Origin of the sequence: Microlunatus soli, assembly GCF_900105385.1 — a bacterium.
GTDB lineage: Bacteria > Actinomycetota > Actinomycetes > Propionibacteriales > Propionibacteriaceae > Microlunatus > Microlunatus soli.
In genome coordinates, this window is sequence record NZ_LT629772.1 from 2,472,364 (window position 1) to 2,485,285 (window position 12,922).

The window sequence follows — 12,922 nt, forward strand, 5'->3', positions numbered from 1 at the left end:
CCGACCGATGCAGCTCAGTCCCGAGCCGGTATCAGCGCCGGTGCCCGCTCCCGGTTGCGGGCGATCATGATCGACATCAGCGCGGCGACGACGCAGAGGCTGCCGGCAATCCACCAGGCGAGCCGGTAGTCACCGGTGCGATCACGGATCAGCCCGGCGCCGGTGGCCGCGATCGCCGCGCCCAGTTGGTGTGAGGCGAAGATCCAGCCGAATGCGATCGGTGCGGACTCGCCGAACTCCCGCCGACACAGCGCCATCGTCGGCGGCACGGTGGCCACCCAGTCCAGGCCGTAGAAGATGATGAACGCCCACATCGGCGGCTCGACATGCGGTCCGAACAGGCCGGGCAGCGCAAACAAAGACATCCCGCGCAGCGCGTAGTAGAGCAGCAGCAGCACCCGCGGGTCGACCCGGTCGGAGAACATCCCCGAGGCGACGGTGCCGACGATGTCGAAGATCCCGACCAGCGCCAGCAGTCCGGCTGCGGTGGTCTGCGGCATGCCGTGATCATGGGCGGCCGAGACGAAGTGGGTCTGGATCAGCCCGTTGGTGGTCATCCCGCAGATCGCGAAACCGCCGACCAGCAGCCAGAACGCCGGTCGGCGGGCACACTGTCCCAGCACGGCGAAGGCCCGGCCGACCGACCCCTGCGGCACAACCGGCGCCGGTCGGAAGTCCGGTGCTGCACCCCACGGGACGGTGTCGACGTCGGACGGCCGGTTCCGCAACCCGGCGACCACGATCAGCACCGCCAGCAACGCCGCCCCGGCAGTCAGCAACGCCGCCGGCCGCCAGCCGAGCTGCTCGTTCAAGCGGGACAGCAGCGGCAGGAAGATCAGTTGCCCGGTCGACCCGCCGGCGGTCAGCACACCGCTGACCAGTCCGGCCCGTCGGACGAACCAGCGGCCGATGATCAACGCCGCGAAGCTCATCGCCATCGCACCGCTGCCCAACCCGACGACGAAGCCCCAGAGCAGGATCAATTGCCAGGCCTGGGTGACGAAGATCGCCGCTCCGGAGCCGACCGCGATCGCCAGCAGCGCGGTCGCCGCGACCCGGCGGACACCGAAGCGTTCCATCAGCGCGGCGGCGAACGGGGCGAACAGGCCGTACAGCACGAGATTGACCGAGACCGCCAGCCCGATCGTTCCGCGCCCCCAGCCGAACTCGTCCTGCAGCGGTTGCATCAGGACTCCCGGCACCGAGCGGAATCCGGCGGCCGCGACCAGGGTCGCGAAGGCCGCCCCGGCAACGATCCAGGGCCAGGCCGAACGGACCGCCGTGCGGTCCGAACGCAGCGTGTTGGGCTCCACGTCGAGCAATCCTGTCGGACCCGGATCCGACAGACCAGTGGCCAGATCGCCAATCCGTGACAGAATCTGGCCATGCCGTCCGTATCCGCGCCGACGCCACCCGACCACGGTCGCCATCACGTCGTCGTCCTGGCCATCCCACCGGTGATCGGCTTCGACGCCACGATCCCGGTGCAGGCCTTCAGCACCGCCGTCGATGCCGCCGGGCAGCGGCTGTACCGGGTGTCGTTGGTGACCCCGGACGACAGCACGGCCGCCAGCACGCTCGGCTACGGAATCACGCCCAGCGCACCGGCGTCGGCGCTGGCATCGGCCGACACCGTGGTCATCCCCGGCACCCGGAATCCGGTGATCCGCGACGCCGGTCGACTCGACGACGCCACCGCGGCGGCACTCGACCTGGTGCCGGACCGGGCACGCTGGATGTCGATCTGCACCGGTGCGTTCGCGCTGGCCGCGGCCGGTCGGCTCCGCCACCGGCCGGCGACGACCCATTGGGCCAGCTCGGCCCAGCTGGCGGCCGAGCATCCCGACGTCCGGGTCGACCCGAGCGCGTTGTTCATCGACGACGGTGACGTCCTGACCTCGGCCGGGCTGGCCGCCGGCATCGATCTCTGTCTGCATGTGCTGCGCCGGGACCACGGCGCGGCGGTGGCCAACGCGGTGGCCCGCCATCTGGTCGTGCCGGCGTGGCGGGACGGCGGCCAGGCGCAGTTCATCGAGGCACCGCTGCCGGACGTGGTCCGTGGCGGTACCGCGTCGGTCAGGGCGTGGATGTTGGAGAACCTCGATCGTCCGATCGCGCTGGCCGAGATGGCCCGGCAGGCGTCGATGAGCGTTCGGACCTTCACCCGACGCTTCCGGATCGAGACCGGGCAGACGCCCGGCGAATGGTTGATCCGACAGCGGGTCGCACGGGCTGCGGAGCTGCTGGAGACCACCGACCTGCCGATCGAACGGGTGGCGACGAGCTCCGGACTCGGTTCACCGGCGTCACTGCGCCATCACCTCAAGATCACCTACGGACTGTCACCGCTGGCCTACCGTAAGTCGTTCGGCGGTGAGCCGATCGTTCAGCCTGAATCCACCGTCGCGCAGTAGCCGCACGTCGGTGGATTCGGGCTCAGTAATAGTAGGGAAACTCGGTCCAGTCGGGGTCGCGCTTCTCCAGGAACGCGTTGCGTCCCTCGACCGCTTCGTCGGTCATGTAGGCCAACCGGGTCGTCTCGCCCGCGAACACCTGTTGGCCGACCAGGCCGTCGTCGATGGCGTTGAAGGCGAATTTCAGCATTCGTTGCGCCGTCGGGCTCTTCTGGCAGATGATCTTGCCCCATTCCAGGCCGACCTGCTCCAGATCGGCATGCGGGACGACCTCGTTCACCATGCCCAGCTGCTTGCCTTCCTCGGCGTCATAGGCACGCCCGAGGAAGAAGATCTCCCGGGCTCGTTTCTGCCCCACCTGTCGGGCCAGATAGGCCGAGCCGAAACCGCCGTCGAAGGAACCGACGTCGGCATCGGTCTGCTTGAACCGGGCATGTTCGGCGCTGGCCAGGGTCAGATCACAGACCACATGCAGGCTGTGTCCGCCGCCGGCCGCCCAGCCACTGACCAGCGCGATCACCACCTTGGGCATGAATCTGATCATCCGCTGCACTTCCAGGATGTGCAGTCGTCCGAGCTTGGCCGGGTCGACCTCCTCGGCGGTCTCGCCGTCGGCGTACTGGTAACCCGCCCGGCCTCGGATCCGCTGATCGCCGCCGCTGCAGAACGCCCAACCGCCGTCCTTCGGTGACGGGCCGTTGCCGGTCAACAACACCGCTCCGACGTCGGAGGAAGTCCGAGCATGATCAAGAGCGGTGGCCAACTCGTCAACGGTGTGCGGCCGGAAGGCGTTGCGCACCTCGGGCCGGTCGAAGGCGATCCGCACCACCGGCGCGGCCTTGGCACGGTGATAGCTGATGTCGGTGAAGTCGAAACCGGCAACGGGTTCCCAGACATCCGGCCGGAACGGGTTGGCGATCGAGGAGGGATCGGGAGCAGCCTGCGTCACCCGACACACCGTACTCGGAGCCAACCGCGCCGGATGAACGCCGACCGACCCGAAGCTCTGTAGGGTCGGCTGGCATGGACGGACGCTGCGCGATCTTTGTCGATGCCGGATTTCTGCTCGGAGCGGGCGGCACCCGGGTGTCCGGGACGTCGCTGCGCTCGGCGACGACGGTCGAGGTCGGGCCGTTGATCACCGCGATCGTCGAACAGGTCGCGGCCGACTGCGGGCTGGATCCGTTGCGGATCTACTGGTACGACGCAACGCCCGACGCCGCCTTCACCCCACAGCACAAACAGATCGCGCTGCTGCCCGACGTCAAGGTCCGGTTGGGCCGGATCGGCGTCAGCGGGAGCCAGAAGGGCGTCGACCTCCGACTCGCCCTGGACCTGATCGGTGTTGCGCGGAACCGGGCCGCCTGCACCGCCTACCTGCTGACCGGTGACGACGACCTGACCGAGGCGATCGAGGCCGCTCAGGATCTCGGGATGAAGGTCAAGCTGGTCGGCATCGAGGACGCCGATCATCGACTCGGGGTGATGTCGGTCGCCGAACAGCTGGCACTCCAGGTCGACGGCCTGCTGCGGTTGCCCACCTCGTTGATCTCCGAGCATTTCCATCCGACCCGGTCCGCGGCTCCGACGCCGGCGACGGTCGGCCCCGGCGCCGTGTCCCGCCCCGATCCGAGCGTCCTGGCCCGCAGTCACCCGATCACACCGGCCGCGGGCCGGACGAACGGGAACGGGCAGACTCCGGACGGCTCGGGCAGCACCGACACGTCGGCGATCGCCCAGCGGACGACCGTGGTGACCGCCGAGCTGTTGCAGGCCGCCGACGAAGTCGGCCGGATCGTGGCCGAGAAGCTGTTCGAGACGACCACCGAAGCGCAACTGGAGGAGATCAAGTCCGACGAGCCGGTGTTGCCACGCCATCTCGATGTGGTGTTGCTCAAGGACTGCGCCAGCAGGATCGGCGAGCCGAGCACCGACCTGCAGCCGATCCGTCGGACGCTGCGGTCGGCGTTCTGGACCCGGCTGAACGAGATGCACTGAGCCGTTCGATCAGGAACCGGTCGGCGGCTCTCCGCGATAGGTCCCGAAGGACCACAGGTTTCCCTCCGGGTCGGCGCAGGAGAATTCGTGGTTGCCGTAGTCGGTGTCGGTCGGCTCCCGCAGGACCTTCGCCCCGGATGCCTGCACCCGTTGGAAGATCTCATCGACCCGATCGGTGACCACGTAGAAGCCGGAGACGCCCGGCTCCCGTTGCCACACGGAGTTTTCGGCGACACTGCCGAACATCACGCCGCCACCCTCCGGCCAGTCGAACTGTGCATGCGCGATCGTGCCGCCGTCGGCATACAGCGCGGTGTTCTCGAAGCCGAGCACGTCGGTCAGGAAGGTGACCATGCTGTCGGCGTCGCGGACCTGGAAGGCCGGCCACACGGTCGGTGCCGGCTCCCCGGATCGTGTTGTCTGGGCTGTGGTCGTTGCTGAATCGGACATCACCACAGTCTTGCCGGCCGGTAGTCCCGGTGACTTGGATCTTTCGGCAGTCGCCGGTCTGCCGTCACGGCGCGGGATCGTCCGCGTCCCCGTTGCGGTGCCCGCCGGCGACGATGTTGGGGAATTCCTCGGCGATCCAGGCGGTCGGGCTGACCCCGGTGAACGCGACGAAATCACGATTGAGATGGGACTGGTCGGCGAAGCCGCACTCGGCGGCGATCCGAGCAAGATCAACACCAGCAGCCCCGGCCGGATGATCATCGACGACATCGCCGATGCTGTGTTGCTCGCTGATCCGGGCGCTGATCAAGCGGATCGACCGGTGGTAGCGCAGCAATCGATTGAACATCTTCGGACCGACACCGAACTCACGCACGAAGAGGGTCTGCACCTGACGTCGACTGAGGAGTACGTGCTCCGACAGCCCACCGATCGATCCGGCGCCGCGGTGCCGGACCAGCCATTTCCAGGCCTCCAGCAGCTCCGGACGCATCTGCCGACGACTGTCGGACCGGTCGAGCTGGTGAGTCAGGAATCCTTGCAGGACAGCGAATCTCTCCGCCCACCCCTCGGTGTTCCCGACGCGTTCCCAGAGCCGGGTCGCCGACCGGCCGAGCAGGTCGGCGGCGTTCCAACTCTGGTCGGTGATCTCGCCCAGCGGCGTCGCCAACAGACGTCGTACGGCCGGTGGATAGATCGCCAACTGGAGCCCGGACTGCCGCTCCGGCTGGACGACATAGCTGGCGGCGGTGTGCAGACCGGCGGCCAGCACATCGGCACGCAATGCCCTCTCACCGGTCGCCTGTTCGGGGGTGTAGCCGCCGACCACCGGACCGTCCAGGCTGATGATGAAGGTCAGATACGGCGAGGGCAGCCCGCGATGCAGCCGGGGCAGGTCGCCGTCGGAGGAGTAGCCGACCGCAGACGCGACCGCCCCGGGCAGCAGTCCGTCTGCCCGGGCGTATCCCGTCTGCTGGTCGAAGCTCGATACCATCGCCGCCCATCCTGCCTCCGCGCGACGGTCCGGACCAGTGTCCTGCCAGGACGGTCCTGGGATCTTCTGTTCACTCGGTCGGCCAACCGTGCCGCCGGAACGCGGTCAGCACATCGTCCTTGGCGACGTCGAGATCCTCCCGGATCAGGTCCGCGTCGCGATCGTCGCGGAGCACCAGGTGTCGGTCGTCGTACATCGCCCTGGTGACCTGGGCCCGGGAGAATCGCTTCTTCTTGCTGCCCTTGATGATGATCACTTCGTCGGCACTGATGCTGATCTTGCTCAGCTCACCGGCGATGCCGAGCCCGGCGAGGACGCCGGCGACCGCACCGATGGCGATCAGGATCCACGATCCGACCGTGGACGACAACTTCTCCAACAGCCGCCGTGGCCCCTCGAACGGCAACCAGTCCTGCCCGTCGGCCCACTGCATCAGGAACGGCGCCACGACACCGAGCGCGATGCCGACCACCGTCAGGCCGATCACGATCACGGCCTGGTGCGCCGGCTTGACCTCCAGAACGGTCCGCTCGCTGGCGCCGTGTTCCGAGGACGGTCGCGACGATTCATGGTCAGCCACCGACCCATAATGACACATCAGTGTGTCATGTCGGAACGTCGCGAATGTGACTTGTTGCAGATTGGCTCTATAGTCGGGGATTGTGAACGACCCAGCCGACTCCGCCGACTCGGTGCAACCACCGTCCGCGGCACCCCGATCGGCGGCCAGCCGACGCACTCGACGGCTGATCATCGATGCCGCGATCGAGACCCTCGGACAACGGCAGTCAGCGGCACTCGGCGAGATCGCCGACGCCGCCGGAGTGAGCCGCTCGACCCTGCATCGACAGTTCGCCGACCGCACGGCCCTGTTGTCCGCCGTCGACGACGAGTGTCGACACCGCTTCGACGACGCGAGCCGGCGAGCGCAGGTCTTCACCGGCACCGGATTGGAGGCGATCGGCCGACTCGCCCAGGAGTATCTCGACCTGGGGCCGGTGCTGTCGTTGATCTTCGCCGACAACGCACTGATCGACCCCGACAACTGGGAAGACGTGGAGGAGCGCGACGGCAGCGGAGGCAGCGACGAGCTGAACGGCGGCACCGGCTTGGCCGCGATCATCGAACGCGGCCACCACGACGGCAGCATCGACGCCGCCCTGCCCACCCCATGGATCGTCACCACGCTGTGGGTCCTGCTGTTCGGCGCCTGGCAGGTGCAGTCCTCCGGTGCCGCACGCCACGAGGTGTCGGCACTCCTCGCACGAACCCTGATCGGCGCGCTCGGCCACCGCACCTGAAGTCTTCGCGCACACCATCTCCGCGCGACTTAATCCGATGCCGGCCGCGACGGCGATTCGCTACGGTTCCGTGCATGCCGCGCTTTGTGATCGCCGTCGATGCCGGCGGCACGCATACGCGGGTCGGCTGCTTCGCCCTGGACGGCAGCAGACTGGGCGGTGCCACCGGACCGGGCGGCAGCCCGAATCACAATCACGATGCGGCCGAGAACGTCGCCGCAACGCTGGCCGACGCACTGCGCAACGGCGGACTGGACAGCACCGAAGCCGTTGCCCTGCTCGCCGGAGTGGCGGCCTTCGTCAACGGTCGCGACAATCCGTGGGCCGAGTCCTTCATCCGATCACCCGGGTTGTGCTGCCCGACCAAGATCGTCAACGATGCGGTCGTCGCGCACGCCGGAGCGCTCGCCGGTGAGCCCGGCGTGATCGTGGTCGCCGGGACCGGCTCGATGATCGCGGCGATCACCGAGGCCGGCGAGATGATCGAAAGCGGTGACCTCCAGCACTATGCCGGCGGCGCCCGCCATCTCGTCTTCGATGCCATGCATCGGGTGTTCACCGGCCAGATCGGCGAGGCGGACGCAACGTTGATCGGGGAGATTCTCCTGTACTGGAAGGCTTCCGATGTCGATCAGCTGCGGCGGATCGTCCTTGATCTTCGCGCGCAGGACCGCAACGACGTCAAGCGGCGTTACGGTGATCTTGCTCCGTTGATCACCGCTGCTGCCGACACCTCCCCACTCGCCGACGCCGCATTGCGCACGCTCACCACCAAGACGGCGGTTGGCATCGCACTGCTGGCGCCCTTGATCACCGGGGTGCGGGCGCCGGTCGCCCTGGCCGGCTCGCTGGCCACCGCGCCGACCTTCGTACGACGCCTCGACGAGGACCTGACCCTGCTCACCGCTGGCGGCGACACGTCCGGTCAGGTCATCGAGATCGCGACAACGATCCTTGATCCCGTGGGCGGGGCCGCACTGCTGGCCCTCGAGATCGCAGGGGTCCCCCGAAGCGCCGAGCTGATCACTCAGCTGCAGAACTGACGCCCTACCGGAACCGCCGACGGGGCCTGCCGGATGTCCGGCGCCAACCGGTCGGCAACCCGCCGCAATCCCGCCGCGACCACCGACCGGAGGTCGGCGCGAGGACGCAATCGGCGCTGCTCGTTGATCAGTCGCCGGGCCGCACCCTCGCTGTGAAGATCGGCAACACTTCGCCCGGCCAGCAGACGGCCGAAGTAGGGATCACTCCCGGCAGTGCCCGTCTCGTGGAACCTCGAGTTGCTGTTCATGACGTCCATCGTAGGTTGCGCACCGACTATTGCGCAATAGGTAGTGCGCAATAGTTGGTGCGAAAGTGTGTAGGCTGCTCGCATGGCCGAACCCCCCGTCGTCAGTGACCCGCGGGTGCTCCGCGCGATCGCGCACCCGACCCGCGGCCGGATCCTGTCCGAGCTCAGTGCCGTGGGCACCGCCCGAGCCGCCGACCTCGCCCGAGATCTCGGGATTCCCGCCAACCAGGCGAGCTTCCATCTCCGCCAGCTCGCCAAGTACGGGCTGGTCGAGGAGGCGCCCGATCAGGCTCGTGATCGGCGCGACCGGGTCTGGCGGCCATCGGCCGAACACGGCTATCAGGTGAACCTGAAGACCCTGGAGCGGACCACCGGCGGCGAGGGAGCGGTCGCGGTCTACAAGAATCACGTGCAGGCCCGGGCCGGCTATCTGGTCGACCGGGCGATGCAGGACGAGGAGGACGACGGCGGTGGCGACCGGTCGATCATCGACTCCGCGATCCGCCTCACCGCCGAGGAGCGCAACGAGTTCGCCGCGGAGGTGTCCGACCTGCTGGACCGTTGGTCGGATCGCACCCGGGACCGGGGGGCGGAGCGGCGCACCTATTCGTTCTTCCTGGTGTTCCAGCCCTATCCCCCGCTCGGGCCGACGCCCTGAGTCAGCGGAAGGCGGCACGGACCCGGGGTGCGTTGATCACCACCGCGACGCCGCCGAGGCAGGCCGCGCAGCCGAGCTGGATGATCTTGAACCAGGACGGTGCGACGTCCGGGATGATCATCAGTCCGACGATCACGATCGGCACCACGATCGAGACGATCTGCAGCCGCCGGAAGGCCCAGCGCCGACCCTGCGATGCCGCCGCGGCGAACCAGAGGAACGCCGCACCACTGCCGACCACACCTGCCGACCGGCCCCACATGAAAGAACTGACGCCGACACCGTGCCCGGTGCCGGTGAAGATCAGATCGATGATCAACAGCAGCCCGCCGAGTCCGAGGTAGCCGATCAGTGCGATCCGGGCGAGCCGCAACGCCGATCCGACCGGGCTCGTGGCAGTACTGATGTTTCCTTGTTGCATGGCGATTCCTTTCGATCACGCGGCCGACTCTCCCGACCACGTTTCGACGGTAGGAATCGGTCAGCAGCGGCTGTAGGGGTTTGGACGCCGACCACGGTGGGGTCGTCCGGTGCGGCTGAACCCCCGCTGAGGTGGGGCTGGGCCCACTCCTGAGCCAACCTGCTGGCGTCGCCGCCCTCGCCGGGCCAAAGTTGATCCCGAGACATCGCATCGAGATCGCTGAAGGGGCCTGATGGAGCGAGCAGCAGGATGGTTGCGTCGGGTCGGCGTCGGATTCGTCAGAGCGACATTCCTCGCCGCGGCCGGATCGGCCGTCCCGATCGCCTCACTCATCCCGGCCTTCTGCGGCTGGCTGCTCGGCAGCCCGTGGACCGTGGGCAATGTGTGGTCCTGGGTCGGCTGGCTGATCATCGCGGCTGCACTGACCGTGGCAGCGGCCCGGCCACTCGGCCGGTTGTTCCGCCTGCTCGCCGCGCGCTGGGCAGAGCTGTCGATCGACGACGGTTACCGACCGCCCGTCCAGCCGGTCCAACTGGCCACCGGGCATTGGTGGAACGGACACTCCTACGAACGCACCCGGCGGGACGCGGAGTTGGATGCACGGTGGCGCCGGCGCTGGACCGACCCCGCCTACTGGCGTGACCTGCGCTGGGTAGTCGTCGCTGCGTTGATGATCACCCCGATCTGCCTCGTCCCGATCGCCGGCCTGGTCGGCGCGGTGATCGCCGTCGCCCAGGGCGGCGGCATCGGGATCGGGCTGGGGATCGTGCTGCTGTTGATCGGAATCGGCAGCTCACCGTACGCCTGGCGGATCCTGCATCCGACCGCCGATCGCTGGCTCCGGTTGCCGGACCGGTACGCGATGATCGACCGGCTGCGAACAGTCGAGGCCCAACGGGTGGAAGCAACGATGGCTCAGGCCGCCGAGATCCGCCGCATCGAACGCGACCTGCACGATGGCGCCCAGGCTCGGTTGATCGCGGTCGGGCTGTCCCTGGCAACCGCGGAACGGCTGATGGACAGCGACCCTGATCGCGCGAAGGCGCTGCTGCGGGAGGCACGCTCCGGCACGTCCACCTCCTTGGCCGAGCTGCGTGAACTGGTCCGCGGCGTCCATCCGCCGGTTCTGGTCGAACGCGGTCTGGTCGACGCGGTCCACGCCCTGGCGCTGGACAGCCCGTTGCCGGTGACGGTGCAGGGTTCGTTGACCGGTCGGCTCGAGTCCCCGGTCGAGGCCGCGCTGTATTTCGGGGTCGCCGAGTTGCTGGCCAACGCCGGCAAGTACGCGCCCGGTGCCGAGGTCGTCGTTCGGATCGACCATGATGGCAACCGGGCGGTGATCGACGTCGAGGACGACGGTCCCGGCGGTGCCGTGAGCACGCCGGGCGGCGGGTTGGACGGCGTCGGTAGGCGGATCCGCAGCTTCGACGGTGCCCTCACGCTGCACAGCCCGCCGGGCGGTCCGACCCAGATCAGAATGGAGCTGCCATGCGCGTTGTCGTAGCCGAGGACCTCTATCTCCTCCGGGACGGCATCGTCCGGCTGCTGGAGTCGTACGGTCACCAGATCGTCGCCGCCACGGCGACCGGCCAGGAGACCCTGACCGCACTGATCGACACCCGCCCCGACGTCGCGGTCGTCGATGTCCGGATGCCACCGACGAACACCGACGAGGGTCTACGGGCCGCTCTCGACGCACGGCGCCGGATCCCCGGCCTTCCGGTGCTGATCCTCTCCCAGCACGTCGAACAGCTCTACGCCCGGGAACTGCTCACCGACCAGACCGGCGGTGTCGGCTATCTGTTGAAGGAGAGTGTCTTCGACGGGGACCAGTTCAATGATGCCCTGCAGCGGGTCGCGGCCGGCGGCACCGCCCTGGACCCCGCCGTCGTGGCCAAGCTGTTGGCCCGGCCGACCGCGGCCTCCGGCCTGCAGCGGCTGACCGACCGAGAACGGTCCGTCCTCGCCCTGATGGCCGAAGGCTTGTCCAATGCGGCCATCGCCAACCGGCTCTTCCTCAGCGAGAGCGCGATCAGCAAGTACACCACCACGACCTTCGACAAGCTCGACATCAGCGCCGACGACAACGCGAACCGTCGCGTGTTGGCCGTGCTGGCCTACCTCGATCAGGACAGTGCCCGACGAGCCCGATGACCCGGCGACCGATCAGGAACCGGTCGTGCTGTCCACCCGGTGGTCCCCCTCGGACACGGCCGACCGCCGAGACCGCAGCTGGCTGAGGACGAAGATCAACAACCCGACCACGACGACAGCCAACGCCACGATCGCCAGCACGGGTGATCGTTCATACAGCTGGAACCAGGCAGCAAAGGCCACGAAACCGACGGTGGCGTAGAGGAATGCCCAGAGCAATGCCCCGACACCGACCGCCGGAAGGTAACGCCGCAACGGCATCCGGCTGACCCCAGCTGCGAGATTGATCAAGGTCTGGAAGCCGACGGTGAGGAACGAGACGCTGACCACCGGCGGGCCCCACCGATTGAGCAGTCGGCTGGCCCGACCGAAGCCGGGCGACTCGATCAGCCGCCGCGCCCGGGTCCTCCGAGCGCCGGCCTGGGCGGCCCGTCCGAGCCAGTAGGTCAGATTGCCGCGGGCCAACGCGATCAGGAACAGCATCGAGACCGCGAGCGGATACGGCCAGGTCGAGAACAGTCCCGTCATCGCGTGTCGACCTGGTCCATGCCGCCATTGTACGGCGGCACTGAGGACGTCCTAACCCTCCGGGACTGGCAAGCTTGGCCCCATGCCAGCAGAGTTTCGGCCAGCAGAGTTCCGGATCGTCCGGCTGCAGATCCAGACCGGTCCGATGAAGGTCGGCCGGGCGCCACTCCGGCAGTACCGCACCGACGGTCTGCAGCAGGTCGAGCGACTCCTCATCGACGACCGCGGAAGCCACGGCGTCTGGACCGCCGACGACGGCCACGAACAACGGGCCATCGACGTCCACCACCGCGACCATCCCCAGTCCCGCAACCGCAAGGGCGGTGCCGGCCTCTCGGTCTTCGGCACCGGTGACTACGACGCGCTGCGGGAACGGTACGGGCCGCATCTGGTCGACGGAGCGGTCGGCGAGTCGGTGCTGGTCGACGCTCCGGCCGGGCTCGCCGACCTCGACTTCCCGACGACCTTCGCCATCCGTGGTGCCGCCGGCATGATCGCGTTCGTACAGGCCCGGGTCGCCGATCCGTGTGTGGAGTTCTCCCGGTTCTGCCTGGGCGAGCAACCGTCGCCGCAGGTCAGCGACGCCGTCCGCCAGGCATTGATCGACCTGGATGACGGTCATCGCGGCTACCGGGCGGCCGCCGCGGCGGCCGGCACCATCACCGTCGGCGACCGGTTGGTCCTCGGCCCGAGCTGAAACCGCTGGCCCTGCA

The 12,922-nt window shown here is 68.3% G+C and carries 16 protein-coding genes; 8 read left to right on the forward strand and 8 right to left on the reverse strand.

The features are described 5' to 3' along the window. Window positions 1–14: 14 nt before the first annotated feature. On the reverse strand, window positions 15–1,313 hold the full coding sequence (locus BLU38_RS11435; protein ID WP_231920297.1) for an MFS transporter: 1,299 nt from the start codon (window positions 1,311–1,313) through the stop codon (window positions 15–17). Between the two features lie 72 nt (window positions 1,314–1,385). Between BLU38_RS11435 and BLU38_RS11440 the strand changes: the two genes are divergently transcribed. Then, entirely contained in the window at window positions 1,386–2,414 is a 1,029-nt protein-coding gene (locus tag BLU38_RS11440) for a GlxA family transcriptional regulator (protein ID WP_091532284.1), read from the forward strand. A 22-nt stretch (window positions 2,415–2,436) separates the two neighbouring features. Here the strand turns inward: BLU38_RS11440 and BLU38_RS11445 are convergent, their stop codons facing one another. Beyond that, entirely contained in the window at window positions 2,437–3,363 is a 927-nt protein-coding gene (locus BLU38_RS11445) for a 1,4-dihydroxy-2-naphthoyl-CoA synthase (protein ID WP_231920298.1), read from the reverse strand. Window positions 3,364–3,437: 74 nt separating this feature from the next. On the opposite strand from BLU38_RS11445, the gene BLU38_RS11450 reads away from it, so the two are divergent. Continuing rightward, a complete protein-coding gene (locus BLU38_RS11450; RefSeq protein ID WP_091524632.1) occupies window positions 3,438–4,412 on the forward strand; it encodes an NYN domain-containing protein in 975 nt (324 codons plus the stop codon). 9 nt (window positions 4,413–4,421) lie between these two features. On the opposite strand, the gene BLU38_RS11455 is transcribed toward BLU38_RS11450, so the two are convergent. The 3 genes from BLU38_RS11455 to BLU38_RS11465 all read right to left on the reverse strand — a co-directional run bounded on the left by BLU38_RS11455 (window position 4,422) and on the right by BLU38_RS11465 (window position 6,436). Then, entirely contained in the window at window positions 4,422–4,862 is a 441-nt protein-coding gene (locus tag BLU38_RS11455) for a VOC family protein (RefSeq protein WP_091524635.1), read from the reverse strand. Between the two features lie 64 nt (window positions 4,863–4,926). After that, window positions 4,927–5,856, reverse strand: a complete 930-nt coding sequence (locus tag BLU38_RS11460) for an AraC family transcriptional regulator (protein ID WP_091524638.1) — start codon at window positions 5,854–5,856, stop codon at window positions 4,927–4,929. Window positions 5,857–5,926: 70 nt separating this feature from the next. Then, window positions 5,927–6,436 carry a YqeB family protein gene (locus BLU38_RS11465; RefSeq protein ID WP_091524641.1) on the reverse strand — a complete coding sequence of 170 codons (510 nt, stop codon included), beginning with the start codon at window positions 6,434–6,436 and terminating at the stop codon, window positions 5,927–5,929. Between the two features lie 82 nt (window positions 6,437–6,518). On the opposite strand from BLU38_RS11465, the gene BLU38_RS11470 reads away from it, so the two are divergent. Continuing rightward, the gene (locus tag BLU38_RS11470; protein ID WP_197680081.1) at window positions 6,519–7,157 is read left to right on the forward strand and encodes a TetR/AcrR family transcriptional regulator; all 639 of its coding nucleotides are present in this window, start codon (window positions 6,519–6,521) and stop codon (window positions 7,155–7,157) included. 74 nt (window positions 7,158–7,231) lie between these two features. Further along, a complete protein-coding gene (locus BLU38_RS11475) occupies window positions 7,232–8,200 on the forward strand; it encodes a BadF/BadG/BcrA/BcrD ATPase family protein (RefSeq protein WP_091524645.1) in 969 nt (322 codons plus the stop codon). Here the strand turns inward: BLU38_RS11475 and BLU38_RS11480 are convergent. Next, window positions 8,185–8,448 (reverse strand): hypothetical protein, encoded by a 264-nt coding sequence (locus BLU38_RS11480; RefSeq protein WP_157683390.1) that lies wholly within the window; start codon window positions 8,446–8,448, stop codon window positions 8,185–8,187. The two genes, BLU38_RS11475 and BLU38_RS11480, sit on opposite strands and share 16 nt — an antisense overlap. Before the next feature lie 82 nt (window positions 8,449–8,530). Here BLU38_RS11480 and BLU38_RS11485 point away from each other — a divergent pair, with 82 nt between their 5' ends. Further along, window positions 8,531–9,106 carry an ArsR/SmtB family transcription factor gene (locus BLU38_RS11485; RefSeq protein WP_091524652.1) on the forward strand — a complete coding sequence of 192 codons (576 nt, stop codon included), beginning with the start codon at window positions 8,531–8,533 and terminating at the stop codon, window positions 9,104–9,106. Window position 9,107: 1 nt separating this feature from the next. Here the strand turns inward: BLU38_RS11485 and BLU38_RS11490 are convergent, their stop codons facing one another. After that, entirely contained in the window at window positions 9,108–9,527 is a 420-nt protein-coding gene (locus BLU38_RS11490; RefSeq protein WP_091524655.1) for a hypothetical protein, read from the reverse strand. Window positions 9,528–9,759: 232 nt separating this feature from the next. Between BLU38_RS11490 and BLU38_RS11495 the strand changes: the two genes are divergently transcribed. Beyond that, entirely contained in the window at window positions 9,760–11,031 is a 1,272-nt protein-coding gene (locus tag BLU38_RS11495) for a sensor histidine kinase (RefSeq protein WP_091524658.1), read from the forward strand. Beyond that, window positions 11,016–11,681, forward strand: a complete 666-nt coding sequence (locus BLU38_RS11500; protein WP_091524660.1) for a response regulator transcription factor — start codon at window positions 11,016–11,018, stop codon at window positions 11,679–11,681. Before BLU38_RS11495 ends, BLU38_RS11500 begins: the two co-directional genes overlap by 16 nt. A gap of 12 nt (window positions 11,682–11,693) precedes the next feature. On the opposite strand, the gene BLU38_RS11505 is transcribed toward BLU38_RS11500, so the two are convergent. Further along, on the reverse strand, window positions 11,694–12,209 hold the full coding sequence (locus tag BLU38_RS11505) for a DedA family protein (protein WP_091524663.1): 516 nt from the start codon (window positions 12,207–12,209) through the stop codon (window positions 11,694–11,696). An 82-nt stretch (window positions 12,210–12,291) separates the two neighbouring features. Between BLU38_RS11505 and BLU38_RS11510 the strand changes: the two genes are divergently transcribed. Next, window positions 12,292–12,906, forward strand: coding sequence for a hypothetical protein (locus tag BLU38_RS11510; protein WP_091524666.1), 615 nt, complete (start codon window positions 12,292–12,294; stop codon window positions 12,904–12,906). The last annotated feature ends 16 nt before the right edge of the window (window positions 12,907–12,922 follow it).

Coding starts and splice junctions, on each gene's coding strand:
- BLU38_RS11440 (WP_091532284.1), top strand. CDS start 1,386: ATGCCGTCCGTATCCGCGCCGACGCCACCCGACCACGGTCGCCATCAC.
- BLU38_RS11495 (WP_091524658.1), top strand. CDS start 9,760: ATGGAGCGAGCAGCAGGATGGTTGCGTCGGGTCGGCGTCGGATTCGTC.
- BLU38_RS11455 (WP_091524635.1), bottom strand. CDS start 4,862: ATGTCCGATTCAGCAACGACCACAGCCCAGACAACACGATCCGGGGAG.
- BLU38_RS11450 (WP_091524632.1), top strand. CDS start 3,438: ATGGACGGACGCTGCGCGATCTTTGTCGATGCCGGATTTCTGCTCGGA.
- BLU38_RS11460 (WP_091524638.1), bottom strand. CDS start 5,856: ATGGTATCGAGCTTCGACCAGCAGACGGGATACGCCCGGGCAGACGGA.
- BLU38_RS11510 (WP_091524666.1), top strand. CDS start 12,292: ATGCCAGCAGAGTTTCGGCCAGCAGAGTTCCGGATCGTCCGGCTGCAG.
- BLU38_RS11500 (WP_091524660.1), top strand. CDS start 11,016: ATGCGCGTTGTCGTAGCCGAGGACCTCTATCTCCTCCGGGACGGCATC.
- BLU38_RS11480 (WP_157683390.1), bottom strand. CDS start 8,448: ATGAACAGCAACTCGAGGTTCCACGAGACGGGCACTGCCGGGAGTGAT.
- BLU38_RS11505 (WP_091524663.1), bottom strand. CDS start 12,209: ATGACGGGACTGTTCTCGACCTGGCCGTATCCGCTCGCGGTCTCGATG.
- BLU38_RS11490 (WP_091524655.1), bottom strand. CDS start 9,527: ATGCAACAAGGAAACATCAGTACTGCCACGAGCCCGGTCGGATCGGCG.
- BLU38_RS11485 (WP_091524652.1), top strand. CDS start 8,531: ATGGCCGAACCCCCCGTCGTCAGTGACCCGCGGGTGCTCCGCGCGATC.
- BLU38_RS11475 (WP_091524645.1), top strand. CDS start 7,232: ATGCCGCGCTTTGTGATCGCCGTCGATGCCGGCGGCACGCATACGCGG.